General features: G+C 61.4%; 24 protein-coding genes. 11 read left to right on the forward strand and 13 right to left on the reverse strand.

Annotated features, from left to right (window positions below; all coding sequences use genetic code 11):
* Window positions 1-157: 157 nt before the first annotated feature.
* A complete protein-coding gene (locus E4O98_RS08800) occupies window positions 158-640 on the reverse strand; it encodes a GNAT family N-acetyltransferase (RefSeq protein ID WP_032880774.1) in 483 nt (160 codons plus the stop codon).
* Window positions 641-815: 175 nt separating this feature from the next.
* Here E4O98_RS08800 and E4O98_RS08805 point away from each other — a divergent pair, with 175 nt between their 5' ends.
* Window positions 816-1151, forward strand: a complete 336-nt coding sequence (locus E4O98_RS08805; protein WP_032880773.1) for a hypothetical protein — start codon at window positions 816-818, stop codon at window positions 1149-1151.
* Here E4O98_RS08805 and E4O98_RS08810 read toward each other — a convergent pair.
* Window positions 1141-2754 carry a hybrid sensor histidine kinase/response regulator gene (locus E4O98_RS08810; protein WP_078821178.1) on the reverse strand — a complete coding sequence of 538 codons (1614 nt, stop codon included), beginning with the start codon at window positions 2752-2754 and terminating at the stop codon, window positions 1141-1143. The two genes, E4O98_RS08805 and E4O98_RS08810, sit on opposite strands and share 11 nt — an antisense overlap.
* 98 nt (window positions 2755-2852) lie before the next feature.
* Between E4O98_RS08810 and E4O98_RS08815 the strand changes: the two genes are divergently transcribed.
* The 3 genes from E4O98_RS08815 to E4O98_RS08825 all read left to right on the forward strand — a co-directional run bounded on the left by E4O98_RS08815 (window position 2853) and on the right by E4O98_RS08825 (window position 4976).
* Window positions 2853-3455, forward strand: a complete 603-nt coding sequence (locus E4O98_RS08815) for a response regulator transcription factor (RefSeq protein WP_248134718.1) — start codon at window positions 2853-2855, stop codon at window positions 3453-3455.
* Window positions 3456-3705: 250 nt separating this feature from the next.
* Entirely contained in the window at window positions 3706-4197 is a 492-nt protein-coding gene (locus E4O98_RS08820; protein WP_248134720.1) for a GNAT family N-acetyltransferase, read from the forward strand.
* Window positions 4198-4514: 317 nt separating this feature from the next.
* The gene (locus E4O98_RS08825) at window positions 4515-4976 is read left to right on the forward strand and encodes a hypothetical protein (protein ID WP_248134722.1); all 462 of its coding nucleotides are present in this window, start codon (window positions 4515-4517) and stop codon (window positions 4974-4976) included.
* 107 nt (window positions 4977-5083) lie between these two features.
* Here the strand turns inward: E4O98_RS08825 and E4O98_RS08830 are convergent, their stop codons facing one another.
* Window positions 5084-6277 carry a TPM domain-containing protein gene (locus E4O98_RS08830; RefSeq protein ID WP_248134724.1) on the reverse strand — a complete coding sequence of 398 codons (1194 nt, stop codon included), beginning with the start codon at window positions 6275-6277 and terminating at the stop codon, window positions 5084-5086.
* Between the two features lie 132 nt (window positions 6278-6409).
* On the opposite strand from E4O98_RS08830, the gene E4O98_RS08835 reads away from it, so the two are divergent.
* Both E4O98_RS08835 and E4O98_RS08840 read left to right on the forward strand, forming a co-directional pair.
* Window positions 6410-7225 (forward strand): alpha/beta hydrolase, encoded by an 816-nt coding sequence (locus tag E4O98_RS08835; RefSeq protein WP_228308481.1) that lies wholly within the window; start codon window positions 6410-6412, stop codon window positions 7223-7225.
* Window positions 7215-8351, forward strand: a complete 1137-nt coding sequence (locus E4O98_RS08840; RefSeq protein WP_032880766.1) for a PAS domain-containing sensor histidine kinase — start codon at window positions 7215-7217, stop codon at window positions 8349-8351. Before E4O98_RS08835 ends, E4O98_RS08840 begins: the two co-directional genes overlap by 11 nt.
* Here E4O98_RS08840 and dapF read toward each other — a convergent pair.
* Window positions 8348-9151: a diaminopimelate epimerase gene (gene dapF, locus E4O98_RS08845; protein ID WP_032880765.1), complete on the reverse strand. Its 804-nt coding sequence runs from the start codon at window positions 9149-9151 to the stop codon at window positions 8348-8350. The genes E4O98_RS08840 and dapF overlap by 4 nt on opposite strands.
* A 158-nt stretch (window positions 9152-9309) precedes the next feature.
* Between dapF and E4O98_RS08850 the strand changes: the two genes are divergently transcribed.
* A complete protein-coding gene (locus E4O98_RS08850) occupies window positions 9310-9885 on the forward strand; it encodes an AAA family ATPase (protein ID WP_050549418.1) in 576 nt (191 codons plus the stop codon).
* Here the strand turns inward: E4O98_RS08850 and E4O98_RS08855 are convergent.
* From E4O98_RS08855 to E4O98_RS08865, 3 genes are read right to left on the reverse strand one after another with little or no spacing between them, the layout of a single operon-like run.
* Window positions 9826-10242 carry an SRPBCC family protein gene (locus E4O98_RS08855; RefSeq protein WP_032880764.1) on the reverse strand — a complete coding sequence of 139 codons (417 nt, stop codon included), beginning with the start codon at window positions 10240-10242 and terminating at the stop codon, window positions 9826-9828. The two genes, E4O98_RS08850 and E4O98_RS08855, sit on opposite strands and share 60 nt — an antisense overlap.
* A 26-nt stretch (window positions 10243-10268) precedes the next feature.
* On the reverse strand, window positions 10269-11066 hold the full coding sequence (locus E4O98_RS08860; RefSeq protein ID WP_032880763.1) for an SDR family oxidoreductase: 798 nt from the start codon (window positions 11064-11066) through the stop codon (window positions 10269-10271).
* Between the two features lie 17 nt (window positions 11067-11083).
* The gene (locus E4O98_RS08865; protein WP_032880762.1) at window positions 11084-12088 is read right to left on the reverse strand and encodes an aldo/keto reductase; all 1005 of its coding nucleotides are present in this window, start codon (window positions 12086-12088) and stop codon (window positions 11084-11086) included.
* Between the two features lie 107 nt (window positions 12089-12195).
* Here E4O98_RS08865 and E4O98_RS08870 point away from each other — a divergent pair, with 107 nt between their 5' ends.
* Entirely contained in the window at window positions 12196-13095 is a 900-nt protein-coding gene (locus E4O98_RS08870; RefSeq protein ID WP_223018830.1) for a LysR substrate-binding domain-containing protein, read from the forward strand.
* Between the two features lie 38 nt (window positions 13096-13133).
* Here the strand turns inward: E4O98_RS08870 and E4O98_RS08875 are convergent, their stop codons facing one another.
* From E4O98_RS08875 to E4O98_RS08885, 3 genes are read right to left on the reverse strand one after another with little or no spacing between them, the layout of a single operon-like run.
* Complete coding sequence (locus E4O98_RS08875) at window positions 13134-14426, reverse strand: FAD-binding oxidoreductase (protein WP_248134726.1); 1293 nt, start codon at window positions 14424-14426, stop codon at window positions 13134-13136.
* A complete protein-coding gene (locus E4O98_RS08880) occupies window positions 14423-15523 on the reverse strand; it encodes a polyamine ABC transporter substrate-binding protein (protein WP_148853890.1) in 1101 nt (366 codons plus the stop codon). Before E4O98_RS08880 ends, E4O98_RS08875 begins: the two co-directional genes overlap by 4 nt.
* Before the next feature lie 24 nt (window positions 15524-15547).
* Window positions 15548-16906 (reverse strand): glutamine synthetase family protein, encoded by a 1359-nt coding sequence (locus tag E4O98_RS08885; protein ID WP_005788943.1) that lies wholly within the window; start codon window positions 16904-16906, stop codon window positions 15548-15550.
* 138 nt (window positions 16907-17044) lie between these two features.
* Here E4O98_RS08885 and E4O98_RS08890 point away from each other — a divergent pair, with 138 nt between their 5' ends.
* Window positions 17045-17941, forward strand: a complete 897-nt coding sequence (locus E4O98_RS08890; protein WP_078821166.1) for a helix-turn-helix domain-containing protein — start codon at window positions 17045-17047, stop codon at window positions 17939-17941.
* Between the two features lie 321 nt (window positions 17942-18262).
* Complete coding sequence (locus E4O98_RS08895) at window positions 18263-20425, forward strand: TonB-dependent siderophore receptor (RefSeq protein WP_248134728.1); 2163 nt, start codon at window positions 18263-18265, stop codon at window positions 20423-20425.
* Here the strand turns inward: E4O98_RS08895 and E4O98_RS08900 are convergent.
* Entirely contained in the window at window positions 20415-21545 is a 1131-nt protein-coding gene (locus E4O98_RS08900; RefSeq protein ID WP_248134730.1) for an MFS transporter, read from the reverse strand. The genes E4O98_RS08895 and E4O98_RS08900 overlap by 11 nt on opposite strands.
* A gap of 98 nt (window positions 21546-21643) precedes the next feature.
* On the opposite strand from E4O98_RS08900, the gene E4O98_RS08905 reads away from it, so the two are divergent.
* The gene (locus E4O98_RS08905) at window positions 21644-22414 is read left to right on the forward strand and encodes a helix-turn-helix transcriptional regulator (RefSeq protein ID WP_032880755.1); all 771 of its coding nucleotides are present in this window, start codon (window positions 21644-21646) and stop codon (window positions 22412-22414) included.
* Window positions 22415-22418: 4 nt separating this feature from the next.
* On the opposite strand, the gene E4O98_RS08910 is transcribed toward E4O98_RS08905, so the two are convergent.
* Both E4O98_RS08910 and E4O98_RS08915 read right to left on the reverse strand, forming a co-directional pair.
* On the reverse strand, window positions 22419-22856 hold the full coding sequence (locus E4O98_RS08910; RefSeq protein ID WP_005788953.1) for a carboxymuconolactone decarboxylase family protein: 438 nt from the start codon (window positions 22854-22856) through the stop codon (window positions 22419-22421).
* Between the two features lie 93 nt (window positions 22857-22949).
* Entirely contained in the window at window positions 22950-24395 is a 1446-nt protein-coding gene (locus E4O98_RS08915; RefSeq protein ID WP_032880754.1) for a mechanosensitive ion channel family protein, read from the reverse strand.
* Window positions 24396-24430 lie beyond the last annotated feature (35 nt).

The following is a 24430-nucleotide window of genomic DNA, read 5'->3' on the forward strand; positions in this document are numbered from 1 at the left end:
AGATCAAAAGCAGATCAAGAGCGGCTCGCTTCGCATCGTGGTTACGGTCGGCTGCTACAGAGTTGTGTAGATATCGATACTTATCGGGAGCAAGCTCCCTCGCCACGGATTCGGGGCCCAGGCGTTGCTCAGGTCATTGAGCAATTGCGCGCAGCATTCAAAACGCCGGCATGACCCGCAGCCGCTTCACCATCGGCACACACGCCAGCACCAACCCCGAGGGTGAGTGATACACCGCCTGCTCATCCCCCACATAACCACACGAGCGGTAGAAACTCACCGCATTCAAGGTGGCGTCCAGCACTACCTTTTCAATCTCCATCTGCCGTGCAATGCCCTCCACATGCGCAAGCATCGCCTTGCCATAGCCGCGCCCAGTGAACGCAGGCCGCACGAACAACGCTCCCACCTCATGGTGGTCAGGATCGAGCATACCGGTAGCGACAGCTTCACCGTTCACCCAGCCCAGGTAGAACGGTTTGTCCATCAACACGCTGTAGCCATCACTTGCGCAACCTCGGGTCCAGAGCGCCATTTGCTCCGCGCTGTAGGCGCCAATGCACTGACCGCGAATGGCGTCACGGCGAATCTCGAACGCTCTGTCGGCGTCGTCTGGCGTAGCTCGTTTTATCTCCAACACTGCCTGTTCCTTCCATGACCTCAAATTGCCATTAGCCCATTTGTGCTAATCGACCCTGCCCGCCCGCGGCGCTATATTCCTCGGCACTTCCAACGCTTCCTCAGCACCGCGCATTCATTGCGTGCGGGTTTGTTGCGCGCTGGAAAAACCAAAACAACCCCAAGGAAGACGCACCATGAAACTCCACTCCCCTGTTACTCGCCTTGCCCTGCTGGGCGCTTTGATCATCGGCGTCGCCGGTTGCAGCAATATCAAGCCTACTGAAGATCACCTCAAGAAGCTGTCGGAAACCAACCTGGGCGAACCGGTAAAACGTATTTCCAATGTGCGCAGCGATTCCATGACTACTTACTATGTAGCCAACACTGCGTCCGGCGAATACAACTGCTCCGTACCAAGCGGGGCCAGCGGCGGTGCATTTGCGATCGCCAGTTTTGGCCTGATGAAACCTGCCGCCTACTGCCAGCCAAAAGGCGCACGTGGCAACGGGCTGACACCGTTCATGCAGTAACTTTTTCCTGGCTGAGGTCACGCAACCTGCCGCGCAGTTCCGCAGGGCGCACCGGTTTGGACAAGATGGCGATCTGACGGTCGTGCAACGCGGCCTGGATTCTCTCCACGTCGTGACCGGTGAGGATCAACGCCGGCACCGCCCAACCGCGTTGCTGGCGTAGCTCGTCGATGCATTCGATGCCAGTGGCGTGATTACCCAGGTCGTAGTCGGCGACGATGATATCGCAGTCGCTGACCAGCCCCTTCCCACTCGACTCAGCCTGCACCTTGCACCCCCATCGCTCCAGCAGCGCCTGGGTGGCAAGCAGCACGTTGTGGTCATCCTCCACCAGGCATACTTTCAGACCGGTGAGCAGACCGGCCTGGCGCACATCGTCGCGCAGCGCCAGTTGACGCGGCGCGGTGGCCAGGGCCAGGCCGTGCAGGCTCACCGAGGTGCCCTGGCCCAACCGCGAACGCAGGCTCACCTGCATCCCCATCAATTGCCCCAGGCGCTTGACGATGGACAGCCCGAGGCCCACGCCTTCGACATCCTTGTCACGCAATTGGCGCACGCGATAGAACTCTTCGAAGACCTTTGAAAGATGCTCCCGTGCAATCCCTCGCCCCTGATCATGCACCTCTATGACCAAGCCGTTTTCACGACTACGCACGCCGATCAGCACTGGCCGCTGCGCGCCGTACTTGAAGCAATTGGAGAGCAGGTTTTGCACCATGGTTGCCAACATGCCCGGGTCCACCCGTACCCAGTGAGTGCAGGGGCGCAAGCGCAACTCCACGCCGGCCCAGCGTGCGGCCTCGGCATTCTGGCGCACCAGGTCGGCGAGAAAGTCGCCCAGGTGGATCACCTGGTATTTGGGCAACAGGCGACCGTTGTCGAGGGTGTAGAGGTCGAGGATCGAACGGAACAGTTGCGACACGTTGAGCAGCGAGCGATCGATATTGTCCACCAGCCGCCGCTCGTCATCCCCCAACCGTGCTTCGCGCAGGCAGGCGGTGAACAGGCCAATGGAGTGGATCGGCTGGCGCAGGTCATGGCTGGCTTGGGCGAGAAAGCGGGATTTTTCCAGGTTGGCGGCAATGGCTTGTTCCGAAGCCTTGCGCGTGCGCTCCAGAAGGATATGGGCGTACACCGGGATCACCGTGCTGGTGATCATCAGCATCAACACCATGAACGGTTGCGCCTGCCACAGCGGCGTAAGCTGGTACACGATCAGCAGCGCCAGCAACGCCAGCCCCGTGGCAATCGCCAGGTAGCGCGACCCGTAGCGCATCCCGTTGCCCAGGTTCACCCAGACCATCACCGCATACAGCGGCAACGCCGCCTCACCACCCACCACCAGGCCGAACGACGTGCCGGTGTAGTCGTGGATCATGCCGAAGATGCGCCGCGCCGGGTAATGCCCGGGCCAACGTGCGATCACCTGGCGCAACACGATGGACGCCAGCAGGAACCCGAAGATATACAGGATCACCGGCAGGTAGGTGTCCAGCGACTGCCCGGGCAAAAAACCCAGTACGCTGATATACACAATGGCGATGGTGGCCACCACGATGCGCAGGTTAGCCTGATCGAGTTCGGAGTTGGTCTCGGGACTCATAGTCATATCCTTGACAGATCATCTTTGGAAAAGGGGCCCTCGGCCCGCTGGTAAAGTAGCATGCCTCGACACCACCTTGCCCCAGGAAGGAGCTCACCATGACCGGCCGGATCATCATCGCCGACGACCACCCGATGTTTCGCGAAGGCATGGCGCGCACCGTGCGGCGCCTGCTACCCGACGCCCAGGTGCAAGAGGCCGGCGACCTGGCCACGGTGAATGCGCTGCTGTGCGAGCCGAGCGAAGTCGACATTCTGATCCTCGACCTGCGCTTCCCCGGCCTGACTTGCATCAGCCAACTGGCCGAACTGCGCCAGCAACTGCGGCGCACAACGTTGATCGTGGTGTCGATGGTCGACGACCCGGCGCTGATCGAACAGGTGATGGCCCTGGGCGCCGACGGATTCATCGGCAAGAACATCGCCCCCGACGACATCGGCCAGGCGTTGCTGGCGATTCGCGCCGGCGAAGTGCTGGTCAAGTTCGCGCCTTCGGGCCTGCTGCCGCTGGACACCCACACCCTCACCACCCGCCAGCAGGAAGTGCTGCGCCTGATTGCCCAGGGCAAGACCAACAAGGAAATCGCCAAGGCCCTGGATATTTCGCCGTTTACCGTGCGCATTCATGTGTCGTCATTGCTACGCAGTTTGAATGTGCCGTCGCGGGCGGCGGCGGCAGTAAAGTATTCCGGGGAATTCTAGGTCGTCCAAATGTGGGAGGGGGCTTGCTCCCGATGGCAGTGGGTCAGTCCAAGATGCGTTTACTGACACTCGCTCATCGGGAGCAAGCCCCCTCCCACATTGGACTGAGTCGCATCAGTCAGGCCTGCGCTCTGCATCCGATATTTCAGTTGAACCTCACACCTTCCCCTCCAAGCAAATGGCCTTGCTGTGCCATAAGCTCGACGTTTGTTTATGATGTTGCCTTTCGCTCAACGCCCTGGAACCACCCATGCCCACCCTTACCCTGCGTACCGCTCTGCCCACCGACGCCCACCGCTGCTTTGAAATCGAAACCAGCGCATACGAAGGCGACGAAGCCGCCACCCTGGAAAAAATCACCACGCGCATCGCCCAGTATCCCCAGGGCTTTTTGATCCTGGAGGCGGATGGCGAAATCGCAGGTTTCATCAATTCCGGCTGTACCCACAATGTGGTGATGTCGGATGAGGCATTCAAGGAGTTGGTAGGCCATGTGGCCGAGGCGCCGAATGTGGTGATCATGTCGGTGGTGGTCGACCCGGCACATCAAGGCAAAGGCTATGCAAAAAAACTGATGACCGCGTTCGTGCAGCGCATGGCAGCAATGGGCAAGCAGACGATTCACCTGATGTGCAAGCACCAGCACGTGCCGTTGTACACCCGCATGGGCTACACCTATGTGCGTCCTTCGCCGTCGGATCACGGTGGGATGGCGTGGCATGAAATGGTGAGAACTGTCTAAGAAAGGTCATTCCATAACTGTTTCCAATCGTGAAACAAGCGCACACCACTGAGCCGTCAAATGTATTTCTACAAATGAAAACCTGAGAACCAACGACGCTTTCTTACATCCAGCCTGACTCTGCTGCCCCTTTTGCCGGATTGCACCTATCGCCACTCTCACTATTTGGAAACCCGCGACCACAGCGGTTTCACTCGGTTACATTCACCCGAAATGGGCCGCATTGAGCGACTGCTCATGGCGCTGTAGCCTGCGAAACGCCGAGCCGGGACCACGTCCTGGCGGGTCAATATCCCAGCTATCAGAGAGGTGCAATCGTGTCTTCAATCAATGGTTCCAGCCCATCTTTCCCTGCATACCAACCCGTTGACAACAGCAGGATCGACAACGACAAAGCCAGATACAACCCCAAGGAAGAAAACCAGATTGGGGACGATGCAGAAGTGTCCGATGGCAAGGGCGGCTGGAAGAACATCGGCGACGAATACAGGGCCCACGCCAACCGTAGTCGGCTGGATCAGAACTTCCTGCCTGCGGACGAAAAGGCCGTCGACAACTCTCAGGTCAACACTGCCCGCAGCCAGTTAGATCGCAACTTCCTGCCGTCGGACGAAAAGGCCGTTGAAAACTCTCAGGTCAACACTGCCCGCAGCCAGTTAGATCGCAACTTCCTGCCGTCGGACGAAAAGGCCGTTGAAAACGCTCCAGGCAACGCCAACCGTGACCCCATTGATTTCGAAATCAAATCCGATGGCAAGGGCGATTGGGTCAAGGCGTAATACTGCAACCGGCTGTTTGCGGTCCAAACCGTTGTGCCCCCCCATGGCATTGCCAAACACGCGCTTGCCATGGATGGGGTTCGAAAGTGTGGGGATCGGCTACCGCGTCACCAACTGCCGGAAGCCCCACCGCCACCACTGGAACCACCGCCACCGGAGGAACTGTCACTGGAGGTGGAACTGCTGGAACTCGAACTGGAGCCGCTACCCGATCCCGTCCCTTCACCGACCTTGCCGAAGATGATCAGCGCGACAAACGATGCGATGGGAAACGCCAATAGCCAGCCGTCGCGGCCGCCGTCAATCACCCACCCTGCCACCACGTACACGACTACCGCCGCCAGCAGTCGCACACTAAAACCTGCACGGCTGGTGCGCCAGGTCTCTCTCATGATCAGCAGTAGCACCAGGTACAACCCCAGCACCACCAAGACGCCCAGTGGCCACAGCAGCCAATGGATGAAACTGACGTCCACGTACTGGTTTGCCACCACCAACCCGAGGATATAAGCCAGCAGCCCGATTACGCAGTAAAACAGCGTACGCACCTGCCACAGCGCGCCGAATATCGCGCCGCCTATCAACAGCGTCAGCGGCATGACAAACAGGAACATCGGCCACTCGCGACCGCCCGCCAGCAGCGTCAGCAACAGCGTGGCCGCCACGGTGACGATCAACGCCCGGCGCCAATGCAGCTTGCCGGCAGCGATCGCCACGCCGCCCAAGCCGCCCAGGATAAACGCCACCAGCAACGCGATAAATTGAGGGTTGATCCCGGCGCCCGCCAATGGCGGTAAGTCACCGCCGTCCACCAGCACGGTCAGGGCGTCCACGCCCTGTTGCACACCGCCGGCAAAATCACCTTGGCGAAACGCCGGGGTGATCTGTTCTTCAATAATGCGATGGGCCAGCAGGTCGGTGACGATGCCTTCCAGGCCGTAGCCCACTTCAATGCGCACTGCGCGGTCAGCCTTGGCCACTACCAGCAGGATGCCATCGTTGACGTCCTTGCGCCCCAGCTGCCAGGCGCGAAACAGTTGGTTGGCATAGTCTTCGATAGCGGCGCCGCCCGTGGTCGGCACCAGCAACACCGCGACTTGCGCGCCCTTGCGCGTTTCAAGGTCGCCAAGCTGATTTTTTAAGCGTTGGGTGGTGGTTGCGTCGAGGGTGTTGGTGAGGTCAATCACCCGCTGGTCGAGGGCGACCCCGATCGGTGAAGTGTCCGCCTGGGCTATGCTCAGCACGCCCAGGAGCACCAGGGCCAGCAAACCCGAGACCGTTTGACGCCAATTCCCTATCATGTTTTGTTACCTGAGGTTTCTTCCTTAAGCTGCCGACTTTACCTTATCGACGTATAACGCGTGACCCCAGGTGCGCGACTATCTAAACTGCGGCCTTACCCCGCATAGCAAATTGCCAGCTACGAGAACGCCATGGACCTGCGCTACCGCAACAATGTGAATGTGATGGGCGACGGTCCTTCGACGCTGGTGTTTTCCCACGGCTTTGGCTGCAATCAAGCGATGTGGAACCAGTTGACGCCGCACTTTAGCCAGCGCTTTCGCGTGGTTCTCTACGACCTGGTCGGTGCGGGCCGGTCGGACCTCAGCGCCTTCGACAAAGCCAAATACCTGGCCCTGGACGGCTACGCCCACGACCTCAACGAGATTATCGACGCCTACGCCCAAGGCCCGGTGATCCTGGTGGGCCACTCCGTCAGCGCGATGATCGGCACCCTCGCCGACCGTTTTGTCCCCGGGCGTATTGCTGCGCACGTGATGATCGGCCCATCGCCGCGCTATATCGACACTGACGATTATGTTGGCGGCTTCAAGCGCGAGGATATCGACGACCTGCTCGACACCCTCGACAGCAACTACTTGGGCTGGTCGAGCGCGATGGCCCCGGTGATCATGGGCGCGCCGGACCAACCGGCACTGGGTGAGGCGTTGACCGAGAGCTTTTGCCGCACCGAGCCGGACATCGCCAAGCAATTTGCCCGGGTGACCTTCCTTTCGGATAACCGCCAGGATGTAGTGGGCCTGACCACTGCGGTGTTGATCCTGCAATCGACTGACGACCTGATCGCCCCCGTAGCCGTGGGTGAATACCTGCACCGCGTGCTGCCCAACAGCACTTATTGCCTGGTGGAGAATGTCGGCCATTGCCCGCATATGAGTGCACCCCAGGCGTGCGCAGCGGCAATGGACCGGTTCCTGACCCCTTGGGCGCCTGCCGATGCCCGCTGACGCGTTGTTCGACAGCGCCGCCTGCGCCCTGGCCGTAACCCACGAAGACGGCACGATCCTGCACGTCAACCCGCGCTTGAGCGACTGGCTCGGGTTCAGCGCCGCTGCGCTGCAAGGGCGGCGCTTCCAGGACCTGCTGACCATGGGCGGGCGGATTTTCTACCAGACCCACCTGGCACCGATGCTACGCATGCACGGCAGCGTCACCGAAGTGAAGCTCGACATCCGCCATTGCGCCGGGCACAAAGTGACCGTATTACTCAATGCCAACCAGCGCCGGCAGGCCGACGGCGTGGTGCATGACCTGGCACTGTTCGGCACCACCGACCGCGACAAATACGAGCGCGAACTGCTCAATGCACGCAAGTTGGCCGAAGCGCTGCTCCAGGAAAAAACCGCCACCGAGGTCGCCCTGCAACAGGCCCAGGCCGAACTCAGCGCGGCCTATGCGGTTGCCCAGCGCCGGGCGTTGTTTGCCGAACAGATGGTGGCGATTGTCAGTCATGACTTGAAAAACCCCCTTACCGCCATCCGCATGGCTTCGGACTTTCTGCAGCGTGGCGAGCGCACGGCCAAGGAGCGCCAACTGTTGGGGCATATCGGCCAGTCGGCCGAACGCGCCCATCGCATGATCGCCGACCTGCTGGACTTCACCCAGGCGCGGGTCGGCCAGGGCATCACCATCAAGGCGGTGCCGCTGGATTTGCACGGCGTTATTCAACATGCGGTGGATGAATTGCGGGTGGCCTTTCCCAGGGCCACGCTGGTGCATCAGGCCGAAGGCAACGGCCAGGCGTGCCTGGATGCCGACCGAGTGCAGCAGATGATCGGCAACCTGGTTGCCAACAGCGTGGCCTATGGCGACCTGCTGCAACCGATCACCATCACCTCGCGCCTGGGCGACAACGCCTGCGCGGTCGCGGTGCACAACCATGGCCTGGCGATTCCCGAAACACTGCTGGCCGGGTTGTTCGAGCCCATGACCCGTGGCACCGACCAGGGCAGCGATGTGCGCAGCGTCGGCCTCGGCCTGTATATCGTGCGCGAACTGGCGAAGGTGCATGGTGGCGATGTGGCGGTGACGTCCTGCGCCACGGCCGGTACTACGTTTACCGTGACGTTCTAGCCCAGGTATGCGGCGCCCTGCATGATCGGCTCGACACGGCCGGCCAAGATCACCCCGCCCTGCCCGTCCCACTGCACCGTGACCGTGCCGCCGTCGCATTCGACCTCCACGCTGTCATCGAGCAACCCGCGCCGAATCCCATTGACCACCGCACCGCAGCAGCACGAACCGGAGCCCAACGGCACCGCGCCGCCACGCTCCCAGATGCGCAGGCGGATACGGCCACGGCTCAACACCTGCACAAAATGCACATTGGTCTTGGCCGGGAACAGCGGGTGAGCTTCAAGCGCCGGGCCCACCGCCGCGACATCGATGGCAGCGATGTCTTGCACAAAAAATGTGCAATGCGGGTTGCCCATGCTGCAGGCCGCCGGGTTACCGTCCATGGGCAGCACGCGGGTGTCCATCGCCTCGGCCAGCGGCACCGCCGCCCAGTCCAGCGACGGCGCGCCCATGTCCACCGACACGCGCTGCCCGTCGACGCGTGTGCACGTCAGCAAACCGCGGTCGGTGCGTAATACGACGGTGTCGATGCCGGTCTCGTGCATCAGGCGGTCGGCCACCCCGCGAGTCGCGCTGCCGCAGGTTGGCAGCCGCGTGCCGTCGGGGTTCCAGAACTGGACATGTGCGGCGGCGTCTCCACAGTCGAGTATCACCGCCAACTGATTGAAACCGATACCCGAGCGGCGGTTGCCCAGGCGGGCGGCGACCTGTGCAGTGATGGGGTTGTCCTGGCCACGGCGGTCGATGATGATGAAGTCGTCGCCATGGGCGTGCATCTTCACAAATGGCAGGGTCATGGGGCGCAGGTCCTGTTGTCGAAGTGAAGCAGTTCTAATAACACTGTAGGAGCGAGCTTGCTCGCGAAAATAGTCAAGACCACACGTTTTACCTGGAAGTACGCGTTATCGTTGACGTTTTTCGCGAGCAAGCTCGCTCCTGCAAAGAGTTGATGACCATGCTTATCGTATTCAGCGGTCTGCCCGGCAGCGGCAAGACCACGGTTGCCAGGGAACTGGCGCGACAGACCGGCGCGGTTTACCTGCGTATTGATGTGATCGAACAGGCGCTGCGCGATGCCGCCGTATTGGCGGGGGATGTGGGCGCCAGCGGCTACAGCGTGGCCAATGCATTGGCGCTGAGCAATTTGCGCCTGGGGCATCGGGTCATCGCCGATTGCGTGAACCCGGTCAGGGAGAGCCGCCAAGCCTGGCAAGCCGTGGCGACGGCAGCGCAGGTTGAACTGATCAATATCCAGGTGGTGTGTGCTGATCAGCACGAGCATCGGCGCCGTGTGGAAAGCCGCGTGGGCGATGTTCCCGGTCTGGCGCCGCCGACCTGGCAGTCGGTGCTGGTGCATGAATATGAATGCTGGGATGAGCCGCCGTTCAGGCTCGATACGGCGCAGAGGACGCCCGCTGAGTCAGTTGCAGCGATCCTCGCCCATCACCAGTTTTTTCCCGATAACACCGGTTCAGTTGGGGAAGTTGCCGCGCAACGCCTCCAAGCCACCGCTGTAGACGCCGGCAAATAACTCCTCCACCGCCGCATCCGTGGTGCCCGCTGCCGGAGTGAACACGCCGGACCAGGTGACTTTCGCCGACGACTCGGTCAGCGCTTCAACCTGCACGGTCGCCAGATACGCGCTCACCGGAAACGGCGATTCTTCAATCGTGTAGCTGTAAATGCGCGCCACGTTGTCAAAGGTCTGCAAACGCTCGACGATCTGGCCGCCGTCAGCGGTGGTCAGGTGACGCACACGGCCACCTTCGCTCGGCTCGCTCTTGGCGATAAAGGGCAGCCAGTCGGGCAGGCTGTTGAAGCCGCCAATCAGTTGCCAGACCTGGTCGGCTGATGCCGGGATTTCAATTACTGAAGACGCTGTTGCCACGATAAATACTCCAATCAGGGGAAAAATCAGATCGCCATGCTGTCGACAACGCCACCGTCTACGCGCAAAGCGGCACCGGTAGTGGCAGACGACAGCGGTGAAGCAATGTACGCCACCAGGTTCGCCACTTCATCCACATTGGCTGCACGCTGGATGATCGAGGTGGGCCGCGCATTACGCACGAACACATCGGCTTCTTCCCGCGCACTGCGCCCGGACTGGGCCGTGGCGTCCTTGAGCATCTGTTCCAGGCCGTCGGTAAAGGTCGGCCCCGGCAAAATCGCATTCACCGTCACCCCGGTGCCTGCCAGGCGCTTGGCCAGGCCGTGGGAGACCGCCAGGTTGGCGCTTTTGGTCACGCCGTAGTTGATCATGTCGGCCGGCGTCGCCACCCCGGATTCCGACGACACAAAGATCACCCGCCCCCAGCCCTGCTCGACCATGCCCGGCGCATAATGGCGCGACAGGCGCACGCCGGAAATCACATTGACCTCATAGAAGCGCGTCCACTCACTGTCTGGCGCCTCGAAGAAATCCACATCGTTGAAGATGCCGAGGTTGTTGACCAGGATATCGGCGCGAGGTTCGGCGGCGAACAGTTTCTCGGCGCCCTCCAGGGTGCCAAGGTCGGCCACCAGCCCACGCAGGTCAGCGCCGGGCACCCCTTGGCGAATGCTGGCCAAAGCGTCGTCGACCTTGCCCGCGTCCCGCCCGATCACTACCACCGTTGCGCCGGATTGCGCCAGGGCCTGGCTGATGCCCAAGCCGATACCGGCAGTGCTGCCGCTGACGATGGCTACTTTGCCGCTCACATCAATTTTCATGGTTAGCTTCCTTAAGATTAGAGAGGCAAAGGCGCACGATCCGAAATCAGTCGGGCCTCGCGTAGCGCTTGCCAGAAGGCTGCTGGAATCTGTTCTGACAACGCCGCAACGTCTTCAGCAATGCGACCCGGACGACTGGCACCGGGAATCACCGCCGCCACGGCCGGGTGTGCCAGGGAAAACTGCAGCGCCGCGGCTTTCACACTCACGCCAAATGCCTGGGCAATCGCCTTGATCTGCTCGACCTTGCTGATGATCGCAGGCTTAGCGGGTTGGTATTCAAAGTGTGCGCCGCCGGCGAGGATGCCAGAGCTGTACGGGCCGCCGACCACAATTTCAACCTGCTGGGCCAAGGCGGCGTCCATCAGGCGTTGCAGTGCGCGCTCGTGGTCCAGCAGCGTATAGCGGCCGGCGAGGAGGAACCCGTCGGGCTGCGCCTCAGTCAGGTCCAGGGTCAGTTCACACGGCTCGACGCGATTGACGCCCAGACCCCAGGCCTTGATCACACCCTCCTCGCGCAAGCGGGTCAGCACTTTGAAGGCGCCGGTACGGGCCTGGTTGAAGTAGTCCAGCCACTGGTCGCCGTAAAAATCCTGGGCGATATCGTGAATCCACACGATGTCGAGGCGATCGGTTTGCAGGCGCTTGAGGCTATCGTCAATGGAGCGCAGGGTGGCATCGGCGCTGTAGTCATTGAGGATTTTATTCGGGCGGCCGTGTTCGAACACGCCGCTTTTTTCGCCAAGGTCGCGGGCGCCGGTTTCGACTTCATCCAGAATCACCCGGCCGACCTTGGTGCTGAGCACGTAGTCATCACGGTTGTAGTGGGACAGGGCCTGGCCCAAGCGGATTTCCGACAGGCCCGAGCCGTAGAACGGCGCGGTGTCGAAGTAACGGACGCCGTGGTTCCAGGCGGCTTCGACGGTGGCCTGGGCTTCGTCTTCAGGGATGGCGCGGAACATATTTCCCAAGGGTGCGGTGCCAAAGCCCAGTACGCCGGGGAGTTTGTCTTTCAAGCTCATGGTGAGATCCTCAATCGGTTGGTTGTGACCGTTGAGCAGATGTTAGATTGCGTTGGTTAGACCGTCCAAGACATACTGCGACCAACTTGAGTCCTTACAGGTCTTATATGATCGATCTACGCCAACTGCGCTACTTCGAAGTGGTCGCCGAAGAGGAACACGTCGGCCGCGCCGCCGAGCGCTTGCACATCTCCCAATCGCCCCTGAGCCGGCAGATCGCCCAGTTGGAAGAACGCCTGGGCCTGACCCTGTTCGAGCGCAGCCAGCAGCGCATCCGCCTGACCCGCGACGGCCAGACCTTCCTGGCCGAAACCAAGGCGTTGCTGACCCATGCCAACCGTCTGGAATCGCTGGGCAAGCGCCTGGGTCGTGGGGAGGAAGGCGGCCTGTGCATCGGCTATATCGAAAATGCCATGCACGCCGGTGTTCTGCCCAATGCCTTGCGCATACTGCGCGACGATCGCCCCACCGTGCATATCAAGCTGTATAACCTGCCCTCCCTCGAACAGTTGGAGGGCCTGCGCCAACGCAGTCTGGACATCGCCCTGGTAAGCGAGCCCCCCGCCGACGACGATCCAGACCTGAGCGCCTTGCAGGTGCTCGACGACCCGATGCTGCTGGCCCTGCCCGAACAGCATCCGCTGGCCCGGCAACGCGAACTGCTGCCCGAACACCTGGCCGATCAACAATGGATCGGCGTGCAGCGCAAACCCGGCGCCCACCCGGCCGATGACTTCATCGCTGCCTGCATCCGTGCCGGTTTCACCCCACAGATTCCCATGGAAGCCAGTGAACCCTTTACCGCACTGGGCCTGGTGGCGTCAGGACTCGGGGTAGCGATGGTGCAGAAGGGCCTGAGCCGCAATGCCCCGCCCGGCGTGGTGTTGCGAGAGTTGCCGTGGCTGACCTACACCACACCGCTGTGGGCGGCCTGGCACCGCGTTAATTTGCGACCGCTGGTGGAGACGTTTCGCAAGGTGCTTACTGAGCCTGAGGCTAGTGAATAAGGCGGCCAGTACAGCGATTGCCTGCACCCTTTGTGTGATCAAAGCACCTCGCGCAACCGATACCACAACATCCCCAACGCCAGCAGCGGCGAGCGTAGCGCCTTGCCACCCGGGAAGGTCATGTGCGGCACCTGGCTGAAAATATCCAGCCCGCGACTTGCACCCGCGTGAATCGCTTCGGCCAACAGCCGTGCGCACCAGTGGGTCACGTTGAGGCCATGGCCGGAATAGCCCTGGGCATAGAAGACATTGGGGTACTGCTTCAACCGCCCGACCTGGGGAAAGCGGTTGGCGGTGATGCCAATCTTGCCGCCCCATTGGAACTCGATGGCGGTGTCGGCCAACTGCGGGAAGACCTTGAGCATTTTCGGGCGCATGTAGGCGGCGATGTCCTGGGGATCGCGCCCCGAGTAATGGCAGGCACCGCCAAACAGCAGGCGCCGGTCGGCGGACAGCCGGTAGTAATCCAGCCCGACTTTCTGGTCGCACAGCGCCAGATTCTGCGGAATCAATTGCTCGGCCATCGTTTCCGGCAACGGCTCGGTGGCGATGATGTAGCTGCCCGCCGGCAGCACCTTGCCGCCCAGGCGCGGCTCCAGGTTCTCCAGGTGCGCATTGCACGCCAGCACCAGATGGGCGGCGCGCACGCTGCCACCGGCGCAACGCACCTGCACAGTGTTGCCATGGATCAGTTCCAGCACCTCGGTCTGTTCAAAGATCCGCACCCCGAGGGCCTCGGCCACCTGCGCCTCGCCAAGCACCAGGTTGAGCGGGTGCAGATGCCCGGAGCCCATGTCGACCAGGCCTCCGGCGTACACTGTCGAGCCCACCACCTGGGCCATGTCCTGCGCGCCCACCAACCGGGTTTCAGGGGCATAGCCCATGGCCGCCAACTGCGTCTGTTCATTCTTGAACGCGGCGAATTGCGCCGGGGTGTTGGCCAGTTCACAAAACCCCCAGCGCAAGTCGCAATCGATACCGTGCTCGCCGATGCGCTCGCCCACCAACGCCACCGAGTCGATACCGGCTCGCGCCAGATAGCGCACGCCCTCCTCGCCCACGTATTTGGCAAACCCCGAGACATCATGACCGATACCCCGAATCAACTGCCCACCGTTGCGCCCGCTGGCACCCCAGCCAATGCGTCGGGCCTCCAGCACAATCACCGAGAGCCCGCGCTGGGCCAGTTCGATGGCCGTGTTGACCCCGGTGAACCCGCCGCCGATCACACACACATCGACGCTCAGATCAGCGTCGAGTGCAGGCCGCTGCGGCATGGTGTTGGCTGTAGCGCGGTAATAGGACTGCGCATGTTCGCTGGACTGAATCATCGGTTGGACTTCACTTTGCTCCAGGCGCGGGTCATCACGCGCATGGTCGCCGGCGTGGGCGTGGTGGAAATGTAGAGTTTGTCGAGGACTTCCTGGGGCGGGTAAACCTCAGGGTTATTGACCAGTTCCGGGGCCATGAACGGCTTGGCCGCCGGGTTGGCGTTGGCGTAGCCCACCGAGGCGCTAACCTTGGCGATCACTTCGGGTTCGAGCAGGTAGTTGATGAACGCGTGGGCCTCTTTGGGGTTGGTGGCGTCGGCAGGAATTGCCAGCAGGTCGAACCACAGGTTGGAGCCTTCCTTGGGAATCGAGTAAGCAATGTTCACCCCGTTTTTGGCTTCCTTGGCGCGGTTGGCGGCCTGGAACACATCGCCGGAATAACCGAAGGCCACGCAGATATTGCCGTTGGCCAGGTCCGAGATGTACTTGGAGGAATGGAAATAAGTGATGTACGGCCGCAGCGTCAGCAGCTTGGCTTCGGCCTGCTTGTAGTCCTCGGCGTTCTCGCTGCGTGGGTCCTTGCCCATGTAGTTGAGGATCGCCGGAAACAGCTCATCCGGCGAATCAAGGAAGGCCACACCGCATTCATGGAGCTTCTTGAGATTGTCCGGCTCGAACAGCACCGCCCATGAATCAATGCGCTCGATACCCAGCACTTGCTTGACCTTGTCGACGTTGTAACCGATGCCATTGGTGCCCCAAAGGTACGGCACCGAGTGCACGTTATCCGGGTCGTTCTGCTCCAGCAGCTTGAGCAACCGGGGATCGAGGTTCTTGAAGTTTGGCAGTTGCGCACGGTCCAGCGTGAGGAACGCGCCGGCCTCCACTTGCCGCGCCAGGAAGTGGTTGGACGGCACCACCACGTCATAGCCGGTGCGCCCGGCGAGCAACTTGCCTTCCAGGGTTTCGTTGGAGTCGAACACGTCATAGACCACCTTGATCCCGGTGTTGGCCTGGAAATCCGCCAAGGTGGTTTCACCAATGTAGTCGGTCCAGTTGTAGACGCTCACCGTCGACGCTGCCTGGGTGCTGGCGCTGAATGCCGCCGGCAGTACAAGTGCAAGTGCCAACGGCAGAAACTTGTTCACAAGACGCATATCGTCACCCCTTTTATCGTTGTTTTAGACGCTCAACAGCAGGAATTCACGTTCCCAGGAACTGATCACCCGCTTGAAATTCTCATGCTCGGCGCGCTTGACCGCGACGTAGCCGCGCACGAATTTTTCGCCCAGGTATTGCTTGACTGTGTCGCAGTCTTCCATGCGTGCCAGGGCATCCTCGAGGGTGAACGGCAGGCGCAGGTTGCGGCGCTCATAGGCACGGCCTTCCACCGGCGCACTGGGCTCGATCTGCTCGATCATGCCCAGGTAGCCACACAACAAGCTGGCGGCGATCGCCAGGTAGGGATTGGCATCGGCACCCGGCAAGCGGTTTTCCACGCGCATCGCCTCGGGGCTGGAAGTCGGCACGCGCAGGCCGACGGTGCGGTTTTCTTCACCCCATTCGACGTTGACCGGCGCCGAGGTGTCCGGCAAAAAGCGCCTGAACGAGTTCACGTTGGGTGCAAACATCGGCAGCAGCTTGGGGATGTACTTCTGCAGGCCGCCGATGTGATGCAGGAATAACGGGCTCATGTTGCCGTCGGCATCGACGAACACCGGTTTTCCGGTGGCAATTTCCACCACGCTCTGGTGCAGGTGCATGGCGCTGCCGGGTTCGTCGGCCACCGGCTTGGCCATGAACGTGGCGGCCACGTTGTGCTTGAGCGCGGCCTCGCGCAGGGTGCGCTTGAACACAGTGATCTGATCGGCCAGGTCCAGGGCATCGCCGTGACGGAAGTTGATCTCCATCTGCGCCGGGCCGTCTTCGTGGATCAGTGTGTCGAGGTCCAGGCCCTGGGCTTCGCACCAGTCGTAGACGTCTTCGAACAGCGGGTCGAATTCGTTGGCGGCATCGATGGAAAATGACTGGCGCCCGGTTTCGGCACGCCCCGAACGACCGATGGGGGTTTTCAACGGCAGGTCCGGGTCTTCGCAGCGCTGGGTCAGGTAGAACTCCATTTCCGGCGCGACAATCGGCTGCCAGCCCTGGTCGGTGTACAGCTGCAGGACTTTTTTCAGCACATTGCGCGGCGACAGTTCAATCGGGTTGCCCTGTTTGTCGAAGGTGTCGTGGATCACGATGGCGGTGGGCTCGATGGCCCAGGGCACCACGTAGGTGGCGTTGGCCACCGGACGGCAGATCATGTCGATATCGGCCGGGTCCAGCAGGTCGTAGTAGATGTCGTCGTCGACAAAGTCCCCGGTTACCGTTTGCAGCAGCACACTTTCCGGCAGGCGCATGCCTCGCTCATGCAGGAACTTGTTGGTGGGTGCAATTTTGCCGCGCGCAATGCCAGTCAAGTCACTGATCACGCATTCGACTTCGGTAATCTTGTGTTCTTTCAGCCAGGTGGAGAGCTGATCGAAGGGGGCGTTCATAAGGACCTCGTCTTGGGTGGGATGCGGCGCCGGCTTGTACAGTCGACACATTGAGGTCTATCTTGGGCCGGCCTTGAAACGGCATCTATCCACTTTGCACGCAGTACAACGCACCAATAGAGTGCGCACGGATCCCCCATGACACAGGCAACCGCTTTGCGCGTACAGGCCTTCGCTACCGGCGATGTGACCGCCCAATGCAGTGCGACACCCGGTTGGGTTCAGCATTACCAGCAAATGTCCCCCGGGCATTTCGCCGGGCGCGTGCGCTACCTCGACCTGCAAGGCGTGCAGGTGTACGAAGAATGTATGAACACCCGCGTGGAACAGCACTTCAACGCGCCGCCAGGCTCGCTGTCGTTCTGCTTCGATGGCAGCGACAACGCGCTGTACCTGCTTAACGGCGAAAGCCGCAATACCTGGATCACCCCGCAGAACTACCGCGAAGTGGCGGTGGTGTTCGGCCCGCAGTTCGTGCAGCGCCATGGGCTGGACATGGCCAGACTGGAAGGGTTGTTCATGGCGCCACTGGCCTGTCAGCAAAACGCGCTGTTCACTCGCTGGCTCAGCGGTACCCTTACGCGCCTGTCGGCACTGACCGACCCCATCAGCCGTGATGCCCTGACCCAGCAGTTGCTCGACGATTGCCTGTTTATCCTCGACAACGCCTGCGTGTGCCTGGACGGCAGTTCCTTGCAAAAACGCAATGAAGAACGCCGGTTGATGGCGCGTATCGGTGAATGGGCGGCGGATGCTCCGGATGAAACTGCCAACCTGCTGGAACTGGCGCAGATTGCGGGTGTGCCGTTGCGCCAATTGCAACAAGGGTTCAAGACCTACACCGGGATGAGTCCGGCGCAGTGGTTGCGGTTGCGTCGGTTGAATGGGGCGCGGCGGGAGCTATTGAGTGGCGCGGATACCACCGTGGCCGAGGTGGCGATGAATTGGTCGTTCTGGCATCTGGGGCGGTTTTCCAATAGCTATCGAGCACTATTCAAGGAACTGCCCAGCGAAACCCTCAAGCGCTCACGTTGAAACGCATTCAAAAAGGTGGGAGGGGGCTTGCCCCCGATGAGGGAGTGTCAGCCAATACATCTGGGGCTGGCCCACCGCCATCGGGGGCAAGCCCCCTCCCACCTTTAACCAGACCGAGTACATATCCATTGTGCTGTAACGGCCACTATCGGTTCCGCCCACCGGCGGGTCACCTTGCAAAAGCGGCAAAGTAATCAAATGTTCTTGCCCCTCCACTCGGCACCTCGCCCAGGCTCGGTGTGCGCGAGTACCGAACGCTTGTAAAACCTGGCCGTTATGCCTAGCTTATGCGCCCCCGCCCCGCGCTATAAGGCCCTGCCCATGGTTCTGCGTTTTCGACCCGTCGTCACTTCACGTTTTGCCCTCGGCCTGCTGCTCAGTGGCGGCATCGGCAGCAGCCTGGCCGCCGAGATCCAATTGCCGGCGGTGAAGGTCCAGGGCCTGGATGAGTCCGGTTACCACAATGAAACCGCTTCGGTGGGCGGTTTCAATGAAGCACCATTGCTCGACACTCCGGCCTCGATCACGGTGATCAACGCAGCCTTGATCAAGGACCAGCAGGCACGCTTGCTCAGTGAAGTGCTGCGCAACGATGCCTCGGTGGGCGACAGTTACGCGCCCATCGGCTATTACGAAAACTTCGTGGTGCGCGGCTTCTCGCTGAATGCGGCCAGCAGCTACAAGATCAACGGGCGCACCATCACAGGCGAGCAGAACGTCGCCCTGGAAAACAAGCAGCAGGTGGAAGTGCTCAAGGGCCTGGCCGGTTTGCAGAGCGGCATTTCCGAGCCCAGTGGCGTGATCAACTACGTGACCAAGCGGCCGGAGGACGTGCGCTCGGTGACGGTGTCTACCGATGATCGCGGCAGCGGTTATATCGCCACCGATGTCGGCGGCTGGTTTGGCAGCGAGCAGCAGTTCGGCCTGCGTGCCAACGTCGCCCATGAAGACCTCAATTCCTATGTGGAACACGCCAATGGCCAGCGCGATTTCCTGTCCCTGGCCTTTGACTGGAACATCAGCCCCGACGCCGTGCTGCAACTGGATGCCGAGTACCAGAACAAGCAACAACGTTCGGTACCGGGGTATCAACTGTTGGGGGGTACGGAAGTGCCCCATGACGCCTCGCCGAAAAAGCTGCTGGGGCACCAGACCGGCGGCAAGCAGGTGGGGATTGATTCGCAGAACCTCAACGGCAAGTTCGAGTACCGTTTCAGCGATCAATGGAAAGGCAGTGTCAGTGCGGCGCGCAGCAAGGTGGTGATTGACGATTACAGCTCGTTTGCGTGGGGCTGCTACGGGTCGGCCAGTTGCAGTTCAACCAGCGTACCGAACTACTTCAGCCCCGAAGGCAATTACGACGTCTACGATTACCGCAGCCCTGACGACACTCGCCGCGACGACGAAATCCAGGCGGCCATGACCGGCCTGTTCGACACCGGCAACATAGGCCACGAACTGACGTTTGGTACTAGCGCCTTTCGCCGGGTGATCGACAAACGCAAGTCGGTCAACGAATTTATCGGCACCGCCAATATCGACGAACGAGTTCCGAGTTTTCCCCCTACCGACAAACCGCTGAACGACAGCCACCGCAACCTCGACAGCCGCCAGTACGGCCTGTTCGTCACCGACCGCATCCGCTTCAACGAACAATGGCAAACCATCCTCGGTGGCCGTGAAGTACGCCTGGATGAAAAAGCCTTTGACGGCGTCACCGGCAACCAGACACGCCATACCCAACAATACGTGTTCCTGCCCCAGGCCTCGCTGATCTACAAACCAGTGGACAACGTTTCGCTGTACACCAGCTACAGCAAGGGCCTGTCACTGGGCGGCACGGCGCCGTGGTTCGCAAAAAACCAGGATGAAACCCTCGCCCCCACCGTCTCGCGCCAAATCGAAGCCGGGGTTAAATACGACTGGCGCCGCATCAGCTTTGCCGCTGCCGTGTTCCAGACGCGCCAGGCTTACCAATACGCCAAGCCCGAAGGTGACGGTTTCACCTACCTGCAGCAAGGCCAGCAGAAGAACACCGGCCTGGAATTGTCCGCCAACGGCTGGGCCACCGACCGCCTACAAATCGCAACCAGCGTGGCAGCGATTCGAGCGCGGGTCAGCGGCAGCGGCACGCCGGACTATGAAGGCCACCAGGCGATCAACGTGCCCAAGCTGCGCGCCAGCCTGTACGCCGACTATGCCTTGCCGTGGGTCAATGGCCTGGCGGTACTGGGCGGCGTGCAATACAGCGCCAAGAAATACGCCAATCGCACCGGTAATGTACAGGTGGGTGATTACGCGGTGGTCAATGTCGGCAGCCGTTACACCACCAAGGTCGATGGGTACGAGACGGTGTTTCGCCTGAGCGTCGACAACCTGTTCGACAAGCGCTACTGGCGCGACGCAGGCGAATACATGGGCGATGACTACCTGTTCCAGGGCGCACCGCTGACGGCGCGCTTGAGTGCATCGGTCAACTTCTGAATACCCGCGGCGTTGCCAGCCACAACGCCGCCAAGCTGCATACCAACAGGCTCCAGCCAAGGTCCTGGGTCCATGCCACCAGGGTCAGCCCGCCACCAATCACCAGGTAATACAGCAAGCCAAACAAGGCGGCGGCAGTGCCGAGGCGATCGCGGTAGTCGACTAACGCGCCGCCGAGCACGTTGGGTATCGCCATGCCGAATGCCAGCACCACCAGCAACATCGGCCATACCAATAACCAGCTGTGTTGCAGGGCCAGTACCAGCAGGCTCCCCACCACCGCCACTGCAGCAGCGACAAACACCAATTGATCGCTGTCCATACCACGCTTGAGCAAGGCTTTGTTCAGCCACGCCCCCAGGCCGGACCCCAACGCCAGCAGCACGCCGCTGTAGCCGAACTCGGCAGTGGAGCGCCCCAGGTGCGCGAAGATAAACGGCCCCACGCTGTAATAGCTGAACAGCGCAATATTGAAGGCTGCCACCAATCCGACCGAGCGCCAGATTCCGGCATCCTTGAGCATCAATCCGAGTGTCTGGCCAAGGGCGGCCGTGGGCAACGATGCCGGGCGTGTTTCCGGCAGGGCCCACAGGCACCAGGCCCACAACCCCAGTGCGAGCAGCAGCAACGTGCCAAGCACGCCGCGATAGCCGAAGCACTCCACCAGGCTCGCACCGCTGAATAACCCGATGGCGGGGCTGGCCGCCAGCGCAATGCCCATCAGCGAAAACACCTGGGCCAGTCCAGCGCCGTGGAACCGGTCACGCAACACGGTCTGCGTGACCACCGACCCCACCGCCGCACCGAAAGCAGCACACGCCTGGGCCAGCAACAAACCGCTGAATGTGGTCACATTCAAGGCCAGCGCCGAGGCGCCTGCATAAACCCCAAGCCCGATCAGCATCACGGGCCGCCGCCCCCAACGATCGCTCAAGCGCCCCCATACCACTACACCAAAAGCGAAGGCCAGGAAGTACACCGACAGTGTCTGCCCCGCCCGCTCAGGCTCGACAGCGAACACCCGGCCGATATCGCCCAGGGCCGGGCTGTACAGGGTCTGGGCCAATTGCGGGAACATCAGCAAGGCCATCATCAGCATCAGCAAATTTCCAGCCTTCATCACCAGGTCCATCCATATAAACAATGGACGAATTCTAGGGCGCGCCAACTGGGGTATTATCCAGACTTCGACATTTTATCCATAAAATCGGACAAACCATGGCTTGGCTTGAAGCGACTGCGTCTTTCAATCCCGACGCGTTTGCCGCTCCCGTGATCGGCATCGCTGCGGTGCTGGGCAATCACGACTCCGGCATGCATCGCCACCAGCGCGGGCAGTTGCTGTTCACCCAGCAAGGTTGCACGCGCATCACGCTGGACACCCAGCTGTGCCTGCTGCCGCCCACCCGCGCTGCCTGGATACCTTGCGGCCTGCCTCATCGCGCGGTGATGCAGCACGCGGTCGATTACCGGTCGGTGTACGTGAGCGCGGCCCTGGCCGGGCAGTTACCCGCGCAGGTGCGAGTGATCCAAGTGAGTACCTTGCTGCGGGCCGTACTGGAACCGATGGCTATGGCACCCTTCGAGACCGATTGGCACACCGGCCGCTATGCCCACTTGCTTGGGCTGTGCCTGGACGAAATCCGCCACGCGGTCGAGCAGCCCCTGCTCCTGCCGTTGCCGCAAGACAAGCGCCTGGCACCCTTGCTGGCCCAACTCGACCGCTTGCCACCGACATTGCAGGAACTGGAGCAGCACATTGGCGCCAGCACCAAGACCATTGGCCGGATTTTTCTCAGGGAGACCGGCCTGGGGTATCAGCAGTGGCGCCAACAGTGGCGACTGATGCGGGTGATCGAACTGCTCGCCACCGGGCGCAGCCTGGGCTACTGCGCCTTTGAACTGGGCTTTGCCAGCGACAGTGCGTTGATCGCCTTTTTCAAAGGCATGACCGGCAGCACCCCGCGTGGTTATTTCAAAGCCAACTGATGCCTTACTTGGGCATCTTGCGAAACCCCACCGCCAGGCGATTCCAGCTGTTGATGGTGGCGATGGCCACGCTCAGGTCGACTTGCTCCTGTGGGCTGAATTCGGCGGCCAGGGCGTTGAAGTCTTCATCCGGGGCGTGGGTGTGGCTGAGCAGGGTCAGGCTTTCGGCCCAGGCCAGGGCGGCGCGTTCACGTGGGGTGAAAAATGGCGTTTCGCGCCAGGCCGACAGGGTGTACAGACGCCGCTCGGTCTCGCCGCCTTTGCGCGCATCGGCGGTGTGCATGTCGAGGCAGAACGCGCAGCCGTTGATTTGCGAGACGCGCAGGCGCACCAGTTCCAGCAGTGGCAATTCGATGGAGAGTTTGCCCACCGCCGCTTCCAGGGCGAGCATGGCTTTCATCGCGTCTGGGGAAGCGGTGTAGAAATCGGTACGGGTTTGCATGATGAGACTCCAGAACGTTGGGACAGGTGCGCAGAGTAATCAGCGCAGCGTTCTGGAGAAATAGCCAATCCGGGCGAAGAACAGGTGACCAATCTACAGGCCACGCTTCCTCAGCCACTGGATGAAGCCCTTCTTGACCGGCACCACGGGTACGTCTTCGGTCAGGGCCTGGGCGGCATGGCGACGGAAATCCAGCAGCGCTTTCATGGCTTCGCCGATATCATGCCGAGCGTCCAGGCACGGCTTGAGGTATTCATTTTCGATGCGGTACAGCGTGCAGTAGGTCTTGGCCGAAAAATCCGCCAGTGCCGCCTGGTCGGAAAGGATGCCGGACTCACCGATCACCTCCCCCGGCCCCATGCGCCCGGCCTCGAACTTGTGCCCGTCCTTGATCAACAGCACCGAGACCACGCCAGACTCGATGATGAACAGGTGATCGCTGACCTCTCCCGCCGCCAGGATCATCTCACCGGCGCGGTAGGTGTGCAGGGTCATGTTCTGGCTGAAGGTGTCTTTTTCTTCCTGACGCAAGGTGGAGAAGATCGACGAGCGCTCAAGCAGAGCGCGGGCGCCGGACACGGATGGCGGCGTGCTGCCTTCGGTGGAGGACAACAGCCCCACACCTGCCGCCTGCAAATGCCGATAGGCCAGGTCGTAAAGCTGGTTGCGTGTTTCACGCTTGAGGCCCATGGCCGGCACAAACCCACTGATTTCATATTCCACGCCGCCGCTGGTGGAGGCCTTGAACGCCACGCTTGGGGCGGGCTTGGCCAGCAGCGGCCGGCAGCCCTGCATGGCACGCTCCAGGGCCTCGATCACGGTTTGCGGGCGCGCATGGGGGCTGACTTGCAGGCTGACCGCCAGGCCGAACATGTCTGCCGGGCGCGAAAAGTTGATGATCTTGGCTTTGGCCGCCAGGGAATTGGGGATCACCGCCAGGCTGCCCTGGGACGTTTGCAGGCGCGTGGCGCGCCAGTCGATGTCGGTGACGCGGCCTTCAGTACCGTCGATTGAGATCCAGTCATCGATCTGGTAAGGCTTGGTGGTATTGAGGACGATCCCGGAAAACACATCGCTCAAGGTGCTTTGCAGCGCCAGGCCGACGATGATCGCCACGGCGCCGGAGGTGGCCAGTACGCCTTTGACCGGCAGGTCGAGCACATAGGCCATGGCGGCGATGATCGCGATCAGGAAAATCACCGCGCCCAGCAGGTCCTGCAATAAACGCCCGGTATGGCCGACCCGCTGCATCATCACCGCGCCGAGCAACACCGTAAGGGTGCGCGCCGCGAACAGCCACCAGCCGATCTGCAACGCCGTGGCGGCGAGGTGCAAGGTGGTGTCGTCGGCATAGGGCGCCGCTTGCATGGGGTTCATGCCGTCGTTGAACAACACGGCACTGAATACCGCAAAGATCACCAGCCGCGCCGCCAGTTTCCAGTTGGCCAGGCTGGGGGAAATAAGGCGCCACACGGCAATGTCGATAAGGATCAACGCCACGGCGCACAACATCGGGTGATCAGCGATAAATGAGGGCATCCAGGCGACTCCAGGGCGAATGCCGAGAAGATCGC

The sequence above is a fragment of the Pseudomonas sp. W2Jun17 genome, assembly GCF_023127795.1.
Lineage (GTDB): Bacteria > Pseudomonadota > Gammaproteobacteria > Pseudomonadales > Pseudomonadaceae > Aquipseudomonas > Aquipseudomonas synxantha_A.